The sequence below is a fragment of the Acaryochloris sp. IP29b_bin.137 genome (assembly GCF_028285745.1).
Classification (GTDB): Bacteria; Cyanobacteriota; Cyanobacteriia; order Thermosynechococcales; family Thermosynechococcaceae; genus Acaryochloris.
Window position 1 is genome coordinate 1 of the sequence record NZ_JANQOP010000241.1, and the last position, 14,695, is coordinate 14,695.

At 48.5% G+C, this 14,695-nt stretch carries 15 protein-coding genes; 4 read left to right on the plus strand and 11 right to left on the minus strand.

Annotated features, from left to right (window positions below; all coding sequences use genetic code 11):
* The first annotated feature begins 16 nt into the window (after window positions 1–16).
* The gene (locus Q0991_RS17065; protein ID WP_299490498.1) at window positions 17–1,489 is read left to right on the plus strand and encodes an NADH-quinone oxidoreductase subunit M; all 1,473 of its coding nucleotides are present in this window, start codon (window positions 17–19) and stop codon (window positions 1,487–1,489) included.
* A gap of 82 nt (window positions 1,490–1,571) precedes the next feature.
* Here the strand turns inward: Q0991_RS17065 and Q0991_RS17070 are convergent, their stop codons facing one another.
* The 3 genes from Q0991_RS17070 to Q0991_RS17080 all read right to left on the minus strand — a co-directional run bounded on the left by Q0991_RS17070 (window position 1,572) and on the right by Q0991_RS17080 (window position 6,042).
* A complete protein-coding gene (locus tag Q0991_RS17070; protein ID WP_299490500.1) occupies window positions 1,572–2,072 on the minus strand; it encodes a hypothetical protein in 501 nt (166 codons plus the stop codon).
* 135 nt (window positions 2,073–2,207) lie between these two features.
* On the minus strand, window positions 2,208–4,829 hold the full coding sequence (locus Q0991_RS17075; protein ID WP_299490503.1) for a chloride channel protein: 2,622 nt from the start codon (window positions 4,827–4,829) through the stop codon (window positions 2,208–2,210).
* Between the two features lie 307 nt (window positions 4,830–5,136).
* The gene (locus Q0991_RS17080) at window positions 5,137–6,042 is read right to left on the minus strand and encodes an ABC transporter permease (protein WP_299490505.1); all 906 of its coding nucleotides are present in this window, start codon (window positions 6,040–6,042) and stop codon (window positions 5,137–5,139) included.
* 143 nt (window positions 6,043–6,185) lie between these two features.
* Between Q0991_RS17080 and murA the strand changes: the two genes are divergently transcribed.
* Window positions 6,186–7,520 (plus strand): UDP-N-acetylglucosamine 1-carboxyvinyltransferase, encoded by a 1,335-nt coding sequence (gene murA / locus Q0991_RS17085; RefSeq protein ID WP_366524986.1) that lies wholly within the window; start codon window positions 6,186–6,188, stop codon window positions 7,518–7,520.
* A 92-nt stretch (window positions 7,521–7,612) separates the two neighbouring features.
* On the opposite strand, the gene Q0991_RS17090 is transcribed toward murA, so the two are convergent.
* The 4 genes from Q0991_RS17090 to Q0991_RS17105 all read right to left on the minus strand — a co-directional run bounded on the left by Q0991_RS17090 (window position 7,613) and on the right by Q0991_RS17105 (window position 10,415).
* A complete protein-coding gene (locus tag Q0991_RS17090; protein ID WP_366524987.1) occupies window positions 7,613–8,059 on the minus strand; it encodes a nucleoside deaminase in 447 nt (148 codons plus the stop codon).
* A 122-nt stretch (window positions 8,060–8,181) separates the two neighbouring features.
* Complete coding sequence (gatB, locus tag Q0991_RS17095; RefSeq protein WP_299490510.1) at window positions 8,182–9,666, minus strand: Asp-tRNA(Asn)/Glu-tRNA(Gln) amidotransferase subunit GatB; 1,485 nt, start codon at window positions 9,664–9,666, stop codon at window positions 8,182–8,184.
* Between the two features lie 175 nt (window positions 9,667–9,841).
* Entirely contained in the window at window positions 9,842–9,934 is a 93-nt protein-coding gene (petL, locus tag Q0991_RS17100; RefSeq protein WP_299490513.1) for a cytochrome b6-f complex subunit PetL, read from the minus strand.
* Window positions 9,935–10,070: 136 nt separating this feature from the next.
* Window positions 10,071–10,415, minus strand: coding sequence for a hypothetical protein (locus tag Q0991_RS17105; protein WP_299490516.1), 345 nt, complete (start codon window positions 10,413–10,415; stop codon window positions 10,071–10,073).
* Window positions 10,416–10,971: 556 nt separating this feature from the next.
* Here Q0991_RS17105 and Q0991_RS17110 point away from each other — a divergent pair.
* Both Q0991_RS17110 and Q0991_RS17115 read left to right on the plus strand, forming a co-directional pair.
* Window positions 10,972–11,355 carry a hypothetical protein gene (locus Q0991_RS17110; protein ID WP_299490518.1) on the plus strand — a complete coding sequence of 128 codons (384 nt, stop codon included), beginning with the start codon at window positions 10,972–10,974 and terminating at the stop codon, window positions 11,353–11,355.
* Window positions 11,356–11,492: 137 nt separating this feature from the next.
* The gene (locus Q0991_RS17115; protein ID WP_299490520.1) at window positions 11,493–11,765 is read left to right on the plus strand and encodes a hypothetical protein; all 273 of its coding nucleotides are present in this window, start codon (window positions 11,493–11,495) and stop codon (window positions 11,763–11,765) included.
* Between the two features lie 31 nt (window positions 11,766–11,796).
* On the opposite strand, the gene Q0991_RS17120 is transcribed toward Q0991_RS17115, so the two are convergent.
* The 4 genes from Q0991_RS17120 to Q0991_RS17135 form a co-directional block, all read right to left on the minus strand.
* A complete protein-coding gene (locus Q0991_RS17120; RefSeq protein WP_299490522.1) occupies window positions 11,797–12,195 on the minus strand; it encodes a DUF2996 domain-containing protein in 399 nt (132 codons plus the stop codon).
* A 12-nt stretch (window positions 12,196–12,207) separates the two neighbouring features.
* Window positions 12,208–12,483 carry a MoaD/ThiS family protein gene (locus Q0991_RS17125; RefSeq protein WP_299490525.1) on the minus strand — a complete coding sequence of 92 codons (276 nt, stop codon included), beginning with the start codon at window positions 12,481–12,483 and terminating at the stop codon, window positions 12,208–12,210.
* A gap of 44 nt (window positions 12,484–12,527) precedes the next feature.
* Complete coding sequence (thrC, locus tag Q0991_RS17130; protein WP_299490528.1) at window positions 12,528–13,826, minus strand: threonine synthase; 1,299 nt, start codon at window positions 13,824–13,826, stop codon at window positions 12,528–12,530.
* Between the two features lie 125 nt (window positions 13,827–13,951).
* Window positions 13,952–14,518 carry a hypothetical protein gene (locus Q0991_RS17135; RefSeq protein ID WP_299490530.1) on the minus strand — a complete coding sequence of 189 codons (567 nt, stop codon included), beginning with the start codon at window positions 14,516–14,518 and terminating at the stop codon, window positions 13,952–13,954.
* Window positions 14,519–14,695: the final 177 nt, after the last annotated feature.

Genomic DNA, 14,695 nt, shown 5'->3' on the forward strand with positions numbered 1-14,695 from the left:
CTCAGAGAGGAGTTGTATGGCATCTCATCTTTTATCCTTGATAATATTTTCCCCGCTCGTTGGGGTGGCAATAATCCTTTTGCTCCCTAAGGCTCAAGAAGGCCTTTACAAGTGGATTTCTTTGGCCAATATGGCCCTGGTGAGTGCGCTTACGTTTGCAGCATTTCTCCAATTCGACCCCAACCAAACGGGTTATCAGCTGGTGGAAAAAGCCCTGTGGATTCCCCAGCTCAATGTCTATTACTTACTAGGTACCGATGGGATTAGCTTCCCAATGGTGGTCTTGACTGCTTTAATCTCGACCCTAGCGAGTATTGGTTCCTTCAGTATCAAAAAGCGAGAAAAGGAATACTACTGTCTGTACCTGTTTCTCGTTACAGGCATGATGGGCACCTTCCTGGCCCTAGACATGATTTTGTTTTATGTCTTTTGGGAAGTGGTCCTTGTCCCCATGTACTTCCTAATTGGAATTTGGGGCGGTCCCAGGAAAGAGTATGCAGCGATGAAATTCTTCCTGTATACCTTTGCCGGTAGCTTGTTGATGTTAGTGGGTATTTTGGGGATGTACTTTAACTCCACCCCCCACACCTTCAACATTATGGAGCTGGTGGCCCAAGACTTTAGCTTTGGCTTCCAAAAAGTTGTCTTTTTGGCTCTGTTTGTGGGCTTTGCGGTTAAAGTTCCTACCTTTCCTTTTCATACCTGGCTACCCGATGCTCACGTGGAAGCGCCTACTCCCATCAGCGTCATTCTGGCGGGTGTGTTACTCAAAATGGGAACCTATGGGTTTTTCCGATTCAGCTTTCCCATTCTGCCAGAAGCGGCCAACTGGTTCCGGCCTTATCTCGCTATTTTGGCGGCCATCGGTATTGTCTATGGCGGATTTGTTGCTCTAGCCCAGACCGACTTCAAAAAAATGGTGGCCTATTCTAGCATCAGCCATATGGGGTTTGTGCTGCTAGGGCTAGCAGCGTTTTCCACCAACGGGTTCAATGGTGCCATGCTGCAAATGTTCAGCCATGGTGTAATCACTGGCGCCTTGTTCTTGTTGGTGGGCGTGATTTATGACCGAGCCCATACCCGTGACATGAACGCTTTCGGCGGACTGAATGCTCAACTGCCGGTTTACTCAGGTCTGTTAGTATTCTTCTCCCTTGCCTCTCTGGGTCTACCCGGCTTGAGTGGCTTTGTCAGTGAGTTTCTGGTCTTGCTAGGCTCTTACGAGTACAGCAAGCTGTATACCGCCTGTGCTTGCATGGGGATTATTCTGGCGGCGTCTTATCTCCTATTTATGGTCCGACGGGTGCTTTTGGGACCCGCCAATCCCAAGTGGGAAGGCTTGCCTGATATCAATACCCGTGAGGTGGTGACCCTGGTGCCACTGCTAATTATCACGCTGGGCATTGGTATCTATCCGCGATATATCCTCAGCTTCTTTGTGCCCACCTTGCAGGAGTTACTGGCTAATATCGGCGGCGCATTGATGTAAGTCAAAAGCCCTTGCATTTTTCCAAATAATCCCAGGATGCTTAGACAAAAAGCGTTCTGGGATTATTTGTATCTGCTACTTCTTACTTTTCCCACTCAGGACTGAGTTGTCTAAAGTTCAATTCGGAGACGCCTGGGTGACATTGAATGCAGGTCTCAGGCGTAACCAGTTGCGGAAATTCGACATCTGGATGCAAAACCTTAAAGAACACAGAGCGCCGGACTTGATAGGGAATCGGACGAAGTCCATCCTCTTTCATCGGACGTGAAAAAAAACTCACATATGCCCACGTTTCAGTCAATTCAGGATTTTGGAATTCTGGTAAAACCACACCATAATGATTGGTCTCAGGGAGCAAGGCTCGCCAGGTTTGGCTAGGCAACACTTGCGGCGGCAAAGCGATATGGCACGTCCCACATCGTTGACGGTAAAGCTGTTCTCCTCGTTTTAACTGGGGAGGAACAGCATCAACGCTGCCAATAGTCGAAGCGGCGCTTTGGGCAAGTGGTATGGGTTCAGATGCAGTGGAGGCTTGGATTTGCGAGAGTCCCCATCCCAGAAAAACACTCCATAGGGTTAACAAAAAAACGAGACTCCAAATTGAACGTCGTCGCCTTTTTCTTCGTTTTGCCATCTTCAACTGTGCCTATTGCCAACTTGATACTCATGATTCAGAAGACGGAGGGAGTGTTCCGACCCCTTCTATAGGATTTGGGGCTTACATCTGTTCTAAGCTCATCGTGTCAGACCTTTTGACTAGAATGATCGTTGCATCCGTTCCTTGGGCAATGGTCATAGGAAGGTTCCCTTTGAGGGCTTGTTGCAAAAAACCAGTCGGACTCGCTCCGATCACAATAATATCGGTTTGTTGGAGACGTGCTAACTCTACAATTGCATCCGCCACATTTTGGGCACAAATTTGGGTATGGTTGATGACACTGTTTGGACATTGCTGTTTGAGATAGTCCCTATAGCGAGCGAGGAGTAATTGATCTGGAATATCAGTCGTTGGTGGATAGACCTGAAATAACTTAATTGCAGAAGTTGAGCTAATTGGAGTCAGGGCAGGTAGGAGTTGAATCGCTTGCTGGGCATTTGGCCCGCCAGCGACGGGAATCAGCCAACGATGCATCTTCCCTGCTTCAAAGTTTGAAGCAGGGCGAATCACTAAAACTTGGCTCTTGGCCTGCCGCAGAATTGTACGCACCGTTGGGTTGCCAATTTGCCCCCCCGTAAAGAATTGACCTTGCCAACCCATTAGCAGGAGATCGATATGTTCATGTTGTTCTGTTTCTAAGATCGCTTGGGCAATATCCTGGGCCACTCGAATCTGCGTATGAACAGACACCTGATGCTGTTGCCCATACCGAACAGCTTTTTGCAGCAGTCGCCTGCCACTTGTGGTTTGCACAGGGGTCTCAGTCGGTACTTGATTCCGGGGGACGCGAATGATATGCAGGCACTCTAATTCATAGTTTAGGGCTTGTGCCATCACAACAGCGAATTTCAATAGGGTTTCAGCGGTTTCAGGATTGGCTAAGGGTAAAAGAATCCTGCCTGCACCGGTTGCAGGAGCGCGGGTGAGATAGATCCCATAGGTAGGGGCAAAAGATGGCTGATCTTTCTGTTTTTGGCTCGTGATGTGATCAAACTCAGCACGGATAATGTCGGCCCGAGTGATGATGCCCACTAACTTCCGTCCATCTGTAACTGGAAGACGACTAATCCGAGATCGATTCAAAATATACAGGACATCAGATAGGGAAGCCGCAGGAGGGACGGTCAAAGGTTGGGGGGTCATAATCTCCTGAATAAGGGTATCTCCAGGGTGTTCTTGCTGTGAGACTCGATTGAGATCCGTTTGGCTCAAAATCCCCACTAACCGTCGATTCTCAACGATCGGAAATCCTCGATGATGGGAGCGGGCAAAAATGATTCGGGCTTCATCCAAAGGAAGATAGCTCGGCAGCGTTTCTACTTTTCGCTGCATAATATCTTCAGCGGTCAAGGCATCCAACATTCTCTGGGCTGATGGGGTGGCCTGTTGCAATTGAATGCCCTGTTGTTGCAGGAGCAAATCATAAATGGAACTTTGGCTGACTTGATCTGCTGCCAAATAGGCCACCACTGAGCTGATCATCAGGGGGAGGACCAGGTTAAAGTCCCGGGTAATTTCAAAAATAATTACAATACCGGTGACCGGGACGCGACTGACCGCCCCGAAAAAAGCCCCCATCCCCACAAAGGCATAGGTAGTTGGCAAGCCTGCCCCCAGCAAACTGACTTGTCCTAACCCCACAAGATTCCCCAGGGCTGCGCCCATAACCAAGCTAGGTGCGAATAGTCCTCCAGGTGCCCCGGAGCCATAGGCGATCAGTGTTAAAACAAATTGGACGACCAAGGCGGTTAAAGCGAGGTGCCAACTGACATTGCCTGCTCCTAACAGGTTCCTAAGCCCCGTATAGTCTTGGAAAATGCTGGGCAATTGCCCGATCACCAAGCCACAGATACCGCCTGCTATGCCAATTCGCCAGGGTAATCCTAGAATCTTAATGCGGCGATTTGCCGCAACACTCAGAAGCAAGCCCTGATTAAAGACGGCTCCTAGTCCCCCTGCCAGTAGACCAAGAACAATAAAAAAAGGAATTTCAGGTACGGAGAAACTGGTAGCAGCCGTAATCTGCTCGAAGTTAATGGATAGATTCTGTCCGCCTAGGACATGGGCAACGACTGCGCCAATAAATGAAGACAGAATTGCCGTGCCTAGGGTCAAACCGGATAAATCATGGAGTAGCGCTTCGACAATAAACAAAACGCCAGCAATGGGCGCTGAAAATCCTGCTGCCAGACCAGCGCCTGCTCCTGCCGCAATCATTTGACGTCTATGATCGGGGGCTGTGGGAAACCAATAGCTCAGTTGTGCAGCTAAAGCAGCCCCCAGTTGTACGGTGGGTCCTTGGCGACCGAGGGTTAAGCCTGTACCTAAGGCAGTAATGCCACTTGCCCACTTCACCAACGCGACCTGCCAGTTCAGGGTAATGGGAAACTGAGCAAGGACAGCTTTCACTTGGGGAATGCCGCTACCCTGTGCATCTGGGGCAACCGTTTCTATCAATAAGCCAGAAATAAAGCCGCCAACCAAGCCAATGATGGGCAATAGCAACGGTGCAGAGAAACGGCTAGCATAATAGACGCGCCATCCCCCTAGCCAACCAATCCCATCCTGTAGGGCAACCGCAGCTAATCCAGAGACTAGGCCGATTAAACAGGCTTCAAGAATGGCAAAACGCTTGGATTGGGTGAGGTAGCGGAGGGGTTGCAATGCCGGACTTGACCTCATCTGAGACAGTCTACGGGCGAAGGCTTATGGGGACCCTCGCTTGGGCAGTATCGATGAATCCAAACCTGTGAGACGTCAGGATCAGGACATAATGGATTGCCCCAGATTGCTCCATTGAGGCCAATTCGCATTTGTGCACCCATCGGGGATGCGATCGCATCCCCAATGCCAGGATCACACAACGCCGAAAACCCCATCTTGATGCCCGTTGAGCCGTGATTGGTGAGACTACGCGGGAGAAAGAGACCCCACTCGCAGAATGCTCTAGATATCTTTGCCCCGCAGTGCAATTATTCTACCGTGGCTGTTACGGCTTAACCGCATCTTGTCGTTGTTGGGGATTAAAGTACTCACTGAGGCCTTCGCTGGCTAAAGATAGTCCCACTGAGAGTAAAGCCATTGCTAACCCTGGGAAGAGAGTCGTCCACCACACTTCTCCCGTAAATCCCTCCAAGGCAACCTTAAGGTCATACCCCCATTCTGGGATTTCAGCAGGTAAGCCTAACCCTAAAAAGCCAAGGGCACCCAGCGTCAGTACTGAATCGGCAGCATTGAGAGAAAACAGCACGGGCACACTTTGAATCACATTCCCAAAGAGATACCGAGAAATAATTCGCCAGGGCGAGGCGCCCAAAGCCCTCGCCGCCTCCATAAACAACTCCGTTTTAATGCTTACCGTATGGTTACGGACAACGCGATAGTACTTGGGAACATAGGCTACTCCCAGCGCGGCAGCAGCACTCGGAACCCCTCGCGCGGCTTCACCAATTGAAAAAGACAAGGTCACTGCAATTAGAAGACCAGGAATCGCGTAAATCGAGTCCATCAAGAAGAGTAAAAAGCGATCCACCCACCCGCCGAGATAACCACTTAGCAGCCCCAATATGACGCCAAAGACAACGCTAAATAGGGTGGCCGCTACGACAACCTGTAAAGCGGCTCGGGCACCATAGAGAGTGCGAGCAAACACGTCATAGCCCAGCTTGTCGGTCCCAAACCAGTGCTCAGATGAAGGAGGACTGTGGGGATTATTGTCCAGAATACTGGTTGGGGTCGGGTCTTGAATCCAATTCCACTGTTCTAAGGTCGGTGCAAGCACGGCAATCACGACAAAGAAAAGCGTAATCAGAATTCCCGCAACCATTAACCAAAAAGATAAACTGGCGCGACGCGGAAACCGAAACAACTGTGGCCAGAGTTTAGTCGAGGTCATGGGCAAAATTGATATTCAGCGGACGATGCACCAAGATTGATACAAAAAACAAGGTAAATGTTACAAAAGTTCTGATTCTTTGGGCGATTTTAGGGTACACTCTAGACCACATTCCCCTGCAAATTTTGGTGTGGTGTAGGCTATTGAATACTCTAAAAACCGTTTCTTCCCCCGTTAGCATAGTGGATCAACCTGCCTTGGCAAAATCGCAATCCTCGATCCTGGAAATTTGGGGAGGAACGCCGCTGGAAGGCAAAGTCAAAATCAGTGGTGCCAAAAACTCTGCATTAGTCCTTATGGCTGGCGCCCTTCTGTGTTCAGAGCCCTGCCGCCTCCAAAATGTTCCCTCCCTAGCGGATATCCAGGGAATGACCAGGATTCTTGAATCCCTGGGGGTCAAGATTAAGCAAAGCATCGACACATTAGAACTTGATCCCACGAATCTAACCTCCACCGATGCCCCCTATGAACTCGTCAGCAAATTGCGGGCCAGCTTTTTTGCTATTGGTCCATTGCTTGCGCGTATGGGAGTGGCGAAAGTCCCTCTTCCAGGAGGCTGTGCCATTGGTGCCCGCCCGGTCGAAATCCATGTTCGAGGGCTCAAGCAACTGGGGGCACAAGTGTATATTGAACATGGTGTAGTGCATGCCTATGCGTCTCAGCTGAAGGGAGCCAAAATTTATTTGGACTACCCCAGTGTGGGCGCAACTGAAACCTTAATGATGGCTGCAACCCTGGCTGAAGGTGAAACCATCCTAGATAACGCTGCCCAAGAACCGGAAGTGATCGATCTCGCTAATTTCTGTCGTTCTATGGGAGCGAAAATCTCCGGTGCAGGCACCAAAACAATCACTATCTCTGGCGTTCCCAATCTACACGCCACGGATTATGATATCGTTCCCGATCGCATCGAAGCAGGGACCTTTCTGATGGCCGGAGCGATTACGCATTCCGATATCCTTCTAGAGTCTGTCGTCCCCGAACACCTAAGTGCTGTAACCGCCAAGCTCAAAGAAGTTGGCTTCCAACTTACGCCTGATGCCAATCGTGGCTTGAGAATCCAATCCAAAGGAGTCCATACAGGAACTGAAATAGAGACACTACCCTATCCAGGTTTCCCGACCGATCTGCAGTCACTTTTTATGGCCCTTCTTACCTTGAGTCAAGGCAGTAGTGTAGTAACAGAGACTGTATTTGAAAACCGCCTCGGTCATGTTCCTGAATTGGTTCGGATGGGCGCAGATATTAAAGTTAAGGGCAATGTTGCTGTGATTCAGGGCGTACCCTTCTTATCTGGTGCCCCTGTCACTGGGACTGATTTGCGGGCAACGGCGGCATTGGCTGTTGCGGCTTTAGCGGCCAATGGAAAAACCAGTATTTCCGGTTTGCAACATTTGGATAGAGGGTATGCCAACTTTGAGCAAAAGTTGCGAGATTTGGGAGCCCGGATTGAGCGAGTCCCAACTGTAGAAGCCTAGAGTCCAAATTGCGCCTTATCGTACGTTGAACTCAACCCCCGAGTCCCTATCCCATGTCTACTCGGGAGTAGGGTATCCTGCCAAAGTCGCAGCTAGACCACCCCAATATCCTCATACCAAAGTTGAGGCGCACCTTTAATAAAATCTTTCATCATCTGGATACAGGCCAGATCATCCAGCACCGTGAGGGTAACGCCATGGGATTGAAGCAATGCTTCTTCTCCCATAAAGGTTTGATGTTCTCCAATCACCACATTGGGGATTTTATAAAGCAAAATAGCCCCAGAGCACATGCTGCAAGGAGAAAGCGTGGTGTATAACGTCACGTCTTGATAAAACGAAGCCGGTTTACGGCCAATCGTTTCTAAGGCACTCATTTCAGCATGGAAGATGGCACTGTTCCGCTGCACTCTTAAATTATGACCACGACCGACAATGGTTTCACCTTTCACCACAACTGAGCCAATGGGAATACCTCCAGCAGCAAGTCCTAGCTTGGCCTCTTGGATGGCTGCCTCCATAAATGGGTCGTGAGTCATCATCTTTTAGTGTGTTTATACAAGGATTGGTGTGCTCATATAAAGACCATCCCGAGTTTAAGCACTTCAAGATCCATATCGACTCAAAGCCTCAAAACTGCTGATATTAGGGCTGGAACCATCTAACCTTTAAGCTTTTTAGCCAGCATCTGATTCGTGGCTTTCGGATCTGCTCGCCCGCTGGTACGCTTCATCACTTGTCCCATAAAAAAGCCCTGCAGTTTAGTTTTTCCGTTGCGGTACTGCTCTAGTTCTTGGGGGTGATCGGCCAATACTTCATCAATCAGAGACTCCAGAGTAGCAGCATCCGAAATCTGCGTGAGCCCTTTCTTCTCAACTAACTTTTTAGGAAAACCGCCTTTGGTCAGCAGCTCTGGCAATAGCTCTTTCGCAATTTTGCCACTGATGGTGTTGGCTTCGATCAGTTGAATCAGTTCTGCTAGTGCTTCTGGGGTGAGGGCAATATCGGTAATGGATAAGTTTTCGTTATTTAAATATCCGGTAATATCTCCCATAATCCAGTTAGCGGCTTGTTTAGCGGCAGCCCCTGCCCCTAAGGTTGTTTCAAAATATTGGGAAATCCCATGATCATCGGTGAGGATGCGGGTGTCATAGGGAGACAGTCCAATTTCTTCTTCATACCGATGGCGTTTGGCTGCAGGGAGTTCGGGCAACTCGGATTGCCATTGCTTCAGCAGACTGGGGGCAACTTCAATGGGCGTCAGGTCTGGCTCAGGGAAATACCGATAGTCACTGGAGCCCTCTTTACTGCGCATGCTAATGGTGCGTTGTGCCCCTTCTTCCCACAGTCGTGTCTCTTGAAGAATGGGCTCACCCGATTCAATGGCTTCGACTTGACGAGCAATTTCGTAATCAATGGCTCGCTGAATGGCACTAAAGGAGTTCATATTCTTGATTTCTACTTTTGTGCCAAATTCCTTTTGGCCCCGAGGACGCACGGAAATATTGACATCACACCGCAGCGAACCTTCTTGCATATTGCCGTCACTAACACCAAGATATCGGACAATACGCCGCAGCTCTTGGGCATATTCAGCCGCTTCTACCCCCGTGCGCATATCTGGTTCCGAAACAATTTCAATCAGAGGAACCCCGGTTCGATTGAAATCAACGAGGGAATGAGTGGACCCTGCCAGGCGATCGCTACCACCATGCACCAGTTTGCCCGCATCTTCTTCCATATGGAGACGGGTAATGCCAATCTTTTTGCGGGTCGCTTTCCCTTGCTCATCGACGATTTCAACTTCTAACCAACCATGCTCAGCAATGGGTAAGTCAAACTGAGAAATTTGATAGTTTTTGGGTAGATCGGGATAAAAGTATTGTTTTCGATCAAACTTACTGTATTTGGCAATCTCACAGTTGAGGGCACGTCCCGCCTTGACAGCGTATTCTAAAACGGTTTGATTGAGGACTGGTAACACGCCAGGCATCCCCATACACACGGAGCAAACTTGATGATTGGGATCCGCGCCAAAGGCCGTGGAGCAGTTACAAAAGATTTTGGTGGCAGTGCTGAGCTGGCAGTGGGTTTCTAAACCAATGACTGCTTCATATTCAGTCTTCGCAGGAGCCTTAGTGACCATGTAGCGTGTGCCTTAATGCAATAACTTCTCCCTATTCTAAAAGGTTTGGGGCGGAGAAGGACTTGCAGGTGCGATCGCACCCGGTATAACGCTGCATTCTCCCCACAACCCATGGCATCATCCTGATCGCAACTCGCTTGGGGAATCTCCCCAAGCGTGAGGCACATCCTCTGTTTTAGATCAGTTTGACGGCTTTGAGCCCGTAGTATAGGCCCAGAGCGATCCCTGTAAACAGGCTGAGAAACAGGATGTAGGCAATAAAACCCATGGTGATACCTCATAACTACAATTGGAAAGCGACAGTAGAAAAGTCCCTACCCTTGAGTAGCTTATCGGATGGCAATCCCACCTGTCCAAATTTGGCTAGCCCGAATCCTTACTTCCAAAAGAAGGACAAACCTAAATCAAGCATGTGCCTCGATAAATTCATTTAAGTCTTCAATGGTTCGGGTTAATTCAGCCTCAGTTGTGAGACGGATCCGATCATCTCGCACAGTAATCAAGACTTTTGCTGCAAAAGGGCTGGGCCAAATATTGGGGTTGCAAAAGCACTCAAAGAAGACGTCTCCGGTATATTGATATTCCATCGAAGGTTGGGGTTTTCCCTTCTCCCCAGGCGTTTGGGCCGCCACTGCCGCCAGACTTTTCTTTAGGGCCGCAATCTCAGCTTTGAACGCTTGGGCCGCTTCAGGGCTAAAACTAAACGTAACCGACCCTTCGACTAAATTTAACTTGAAGGCAGAAGACATAGCGGGGACAACCAATCAAGGTGACTGTGCTCTTCAATAGTACCTGGGGATGGACAGCTTATCTCTACGAAATTCGATACTGTATGGGAGAGTTGATAGCGTTTTTAAAATCAACCCAAGCCCGATTGCCAAGTATTAAGGACAGCTGTGACAGACTCCAGGCTTTACGGCGCGTATATTGTGCTCATGCTTAAGAGGAGCAACGCCCTGATTCATCAACGATTAAGGCCATTTTACCCATCTCTCTCTGAAGCGCTTACAGCATCTTTTGGCAAACAATCCCAACTTTAAAATATTGTCATAAATGCTGAATTTTCAGTTTTTTGGGAACATCCTAAGGATGAGGCACATCGTTCTAGGGGTAAAGAAAAATATGATGAAATGTGTCAAATATCCTCTAAGTTTCTTAATTTAATTAGCGATTAATCCCATAGAAGGATTAAATGGATGAATTATCAACTACGCCCCATTACAGAGATTGAGATAATTCAAGTCTGGTAAAAGACCGACTCCTTGGTGCTACGTTTTGATCTGTTTTGCTTACTGGAGAAGTTATATGAGTCACTCCCTTCGCACATTGTCTATTACGCTTGCTGTTGCCAGTAGTATAGGCTGTGCCGGATTCCTGTCACCCAACCGAGCAAATGCCCTCCCCACAAACTCTACCTCAACGGCATCTGCAAAATATACCTATAGTCCCCATCTCGTGCGTTTATACACCTACGAATGCACCAAAAAATTGCAGGAAGCGGAGGAAGAGATGGCTGATCAAGCCACAGAGATTTGCCAATGTTCTATTTCACAAATGCAGCAGCATCATCCGCAAATGCAAGCCATTCGTATCTTCACGAAAGCACAAGCCAGCATCAAGAGCGATCCCAAAGCTATGCCACCCGAATTGTCCCCGTACTTTACGCCTTGTATCTCTAAGCGCGGATAGTAGACTCTAATGCAAGCTCTATCAGCATAACCATTGTGGTGGAGCAGGAGACCTCTGATAAATAAGCCGAATCATCACATGTAAAGATGACAAACTTAAAGAATCATTCTGGCAAATTAGTCTGTTAAGGCAATAGGATGCTTCCTTCAGAGGTTGGCACCCTGTGTGGTGGATCCGGTAGTTGGGTATTTGAGTCCCTAGCAGAGCACCTGTCACTGGTTTTGTCAGTTGAGGTCGTTCAGTATCCAGCCCAATTTAACTATTTACTTGCCTACGATCAACTGGACGAGATTATAGAAAACGCTTGGTTTATTCCGTTTGAGGGAATCCATATTGCATCAGACAAACGTTTGGTTGCGAAGAGTTTTCACACTGCGAATGTTTGGTCGCCTAAAACGCTGCTCTGTTAGCTCACACTTTTTGAAGGCGCTTTGAAGAATACTAATTCCCGCCGAGCCATTTTTGAGCGTTGAGTCGTTGAATTACCCCAAATACGAGTAAGTCGAGAGTGATCTTCCGCTCATCGCCTAAAAAGGGTTCGATGGTGCTGGGGTTGCTACCCGTATTCGACCAGGAAAAAGCGCGTTGCTTTTTGATATCGCCTTCTGGGAAGTACACCGTAAACTGGCGAGTGCCGTTTAACCATTCGCCGGTGATATTGTTATCGGCAAAGTTTAGCTGTAGATCGCTAATATCTTTAGCAGCTAAGGCTTTCTCTAGGGCTGGAAGGTAATCTTGCTGAATAAACTCGGCAAAGGGCTTATCTTCCAGCTTGGGCTTTTTCTCTTTGGGTTTCGCTGCAGGTGCTGCGTCAGCGGCTTTCTTGTCTGCTTCTGCCATAGGTTTGTTGGTTTACCCCCCTGCGATCGCAGGAATGATACTCACTTCATCACCGTCTTTAAGGGCCGTTTGTTGCCCTTCTAAAAAACGGATATCTTCATTATTTACATAAAAGTTGACGAAGCGGCGCAATTCTCCCTGCTCATCACAGAGACGGGCTTTAATTCCGGGGCAATTTTGCTCCAAGGACTCCAGCAATTCACCGATACTACCGCCGTCGCATTCGACGGTGGCCTGATTTTTGGTCAGCTTTTGCAGCGGGGTAGGGATAAGGACTGTAACGGACATAGGGATCAACTGAAAATAAAGAAACAACTTAACCAGTCAGCAATCTAAACGAGCACAGGTTGCCAATCCAACCGATCGAGGGTGCGAGACCGCTCTAGGGCGCGCTCAAAGCTATCAAGTTTAGGCTCAATTGCAAAGGGCTGCCCAATATAGCCTTGGACTGCTTCTTGAGTCTTGAGGCCATTGCCAGTAATGTACACCACGGTCTTTTCATCGGGGTTAATCTTGCCAGCGTCCACAAGCTTCTTAAGGACGGCGATGGTGGTTCCACCGGCTGTTTCCGTAAAGATGCCTTCGGTCTCCGCCAGTAACTTCATGCCTTCGACAATCTCAGCATCGGTAACCGACTCAATCGTGCCATTGGTCTTCTTGGCAATATCGATGGCATACACCCCATCCGCCGGGTTACCAATGGCAATGGATTTAGCAATCGTGTTGGGCTTGACGGGATTTATAAAGTCGCGATCTTCTTTGTAGGCCTGAGCGATGGGAGAGCAGCCTTCCGCTTGGGCACCGCTAAACCGAACCGCTTTGTCATCGACCAAGCCATTGTCGACGAATTCCCGGAAGCCCTTATAAATCTTGGTGAACAACGATCCCGAAGCCAGTGGGGCAACAATGTGATCTGGCAGTTCCCAACCCAGTTGCTCCGCCACTTCATAACCAAGGGTTTTGGACCCTTCGGAATAGTAAGGACGTAGATTGATGTTGACGAAGCCCCAACCGTGGGTGTTGGCGACTTCTGAACAGAGGCGATTGACCTGATCGTAGTTGCCTTGAACTGCCATCACCGTTGGACCGTAGATGAGGGTACCCATGACCTTACCCGCTTCTAAGTCCGCTGGAATAAATACACAACAATCGAGGCCCGCACGGGTTGCGATCGCAGCCGTAGAGTTTGCCAAATTACCGGTACTGGCACAGGACACGGTAGAGAACCCCAATTCTTGGGCCCGAGTTAACGCTACCGATACCACCCGATCCTTAAAGCTGAGGGTGGGCATGTTGACGGCGTCGTTCTTGATATAAAGATTTTCCAGTCCCAATTGCCGTGCCAATCGATGAGACTTGAGCAAAGGGGTCATCCCTGTTCCCACATCAATCGGGTTATCCGTCTCAACAGGCAAGAAGGAGCGATACCGCCAAATCGAGTTAGGACCGGCTTCAATACTCTCGCGAGTAATGGGTTGGCTGAGGCGGCTGAAGTCATAGCTGACTTCTAGGGGACCAAAGCAGTATTCGCAAACGTGGGTGGCTTGCAGTTCATACTCAGCGCCACATTCTTTACATTTCAGTGCTTTCAGCGCAGAGCCGTGGGATTGATTGGCCAGGGTTTGAGTCATGGGTTTAGCAACTTCGATAGGAATACGTCAACAACGCATCTGTTCAATTCGCTAGATGCTAACACAGGGGCAAAACACCGTCAAATATACCAGACTATTTTAGTCGGGTATAGCAAAAATCCTTTCTATTCTTCGACTGCAGGAATATCTAAACAAACGGCAAACATCTCTGCTAGGGACGCTCGGGCTTCCTCTTGTTGGGCTTCATCCATCTCATCCTTCACTTCGTTGAGCATGATTTCGTAGAGTTCGAGCAACGGATGGGCATAGTCCCGCTGTTGTTGATCGGTTAGGTGAGGCTTTAACAATGTGAATAGAGTTATGGCTTCCAAAACCCAGTTAGAGACCTTTTGCTGTAGCTTTTCTGAATCTTCTTCGTTGTCTAGTTTCTCCATCTCGGCATAGAGAAAGTCCAATAACCCTCCGACCAGTCTTTCTCGATCTTGGGGACGGTAATCCTGTAGATATTGCGTCAGCCAGGCTTGAAAGGTCTGATCATTCTCTTGAATTTTGGCTTCAGAGAGTTCAGTCTCTGAATCATTAGAATGGCTAATCTCTTTTAATTTTTGCTCCCAAGCCTGGCAGAACTTTTGAAAATGATCTTCGAATTGACGGTCTCCCTTAATCCGAATGAAGGATTCCTGGCCGTAAGTGCGTCCTAAAATTTGCTTGCGGCGCTTTGCTTCTCCCATGGTGATATGCCATAACTAACGTTCAATTCATAGTAAAGCAGATGCCTCAGAACCTTTGAGGTTAGCCAAACCAATCTATATCTATAATGGACCCTAAAATTCGGACAGGTATCTAAGCTCTGAATCCTTCAAAAAATGATAGGAGTGATTCATGAGTAAGAAACGAAAACAATACAG

What these genes read in the sequence shown, in the direction of transcription:
- Q0991_RS17135 (WP_299490530.1), bottom strand. Translation starts at nt 14,518, where the DNA reads ATGGGAGAAGCAAAGCGCCGCAAGCAAATTTTAGGACGCACTTACGGC.
- petL (WP_299490513.1), bottom strand. Translation starts at nt 9,934, where the DNA reads ATGGGTTTTATTGCCTACATCCTGTTTCTCAGCCTGTTTACAGGGATC.
- Q0991_RS17120 (WP_299490522.1), bottom strand. Translation starts at nt 12,195, where the DNA reads ATGGCAGAAGCAGACAAGAAAGCCGCTGACGCAGCACCTGCAGCGAAA.
- Q0991_RS17080 (WP_299490505.1), bottom strand. Translation starts at nt 6,042, where the DNA reads ATGACCTCGACTAAACTCTGGCCACAGTTGTTTCGGTTTCCGCGTCGC.
- Q0991_RS17090 (WP_366524987.1), bottom strand. Translation starts at nt 8,059, where the DNA reads ATGACTCACGACCCATTTATGGAGGCAGCCATCCAAGAGGCCAAGCTA.
- Q0991_RS17065 (WP_299490498.1), top strand. Translation starts at nt 17, where the DNA reads ATGGCATCTCATCTTTTATCCTTGATAATATTTTCCCCGCTCGTTGGG.
- Q0991_RS17110 (WP_299490518.1), top strand. Translation starts at nt 10,972, where the DNA reads ATGAGTCACTCCCTTCGCACATTGTCTATTACGCTTGCTGTTGCCAGT.
- Q0991_RS17115 (WP_299490520.1), top strand. Translation starts at nt 11,493, where the DNA reads ATGCTTCCTTCAGAGGTTGGCACCCTGTGTGGTGGATCCGGTAGTTGG.
- gatB (WP_299490510.1), bottom strand. Translation starts at nt 9,666, where the DNA reads ATGGTCACTAAGGCTCCTGCGAAGACTGAATATGAAGCAGTCATTGGT.
- Q0991_RS17125 (WP_299490525.1), bottom strand. Translation starts at nt 12,483, where the DNA reads ATGTCCGTTACAGTCCTTATCCCTACCCCGCTGCAAAAGCTGACCAAA.
- Q0991_RS17075 (WP_299490503.1), bottom strand. Translation starts at nt 4,829, where the DNA reads ATGAGGTCAAGTCCGGCATTGCAACCCCTCCGCTACCTCACCCAATCC.
- thrC (WP_299490528.1), bottom strand. Translation starts at nt 13,826, where the DNA reads ATGACTCAAACCCTGGCCAATCAATCCCACGGCTCTGCGCTGAAAGCA.
- Q0991_RS17105 (WP_299490516.1), bottom strand. Translation starts at nt 10,415, where the DNA reads ATGTCTTCTGCCTTCAAGTTAAATTTAGTCGAAGGGTCGGTTACGTTT.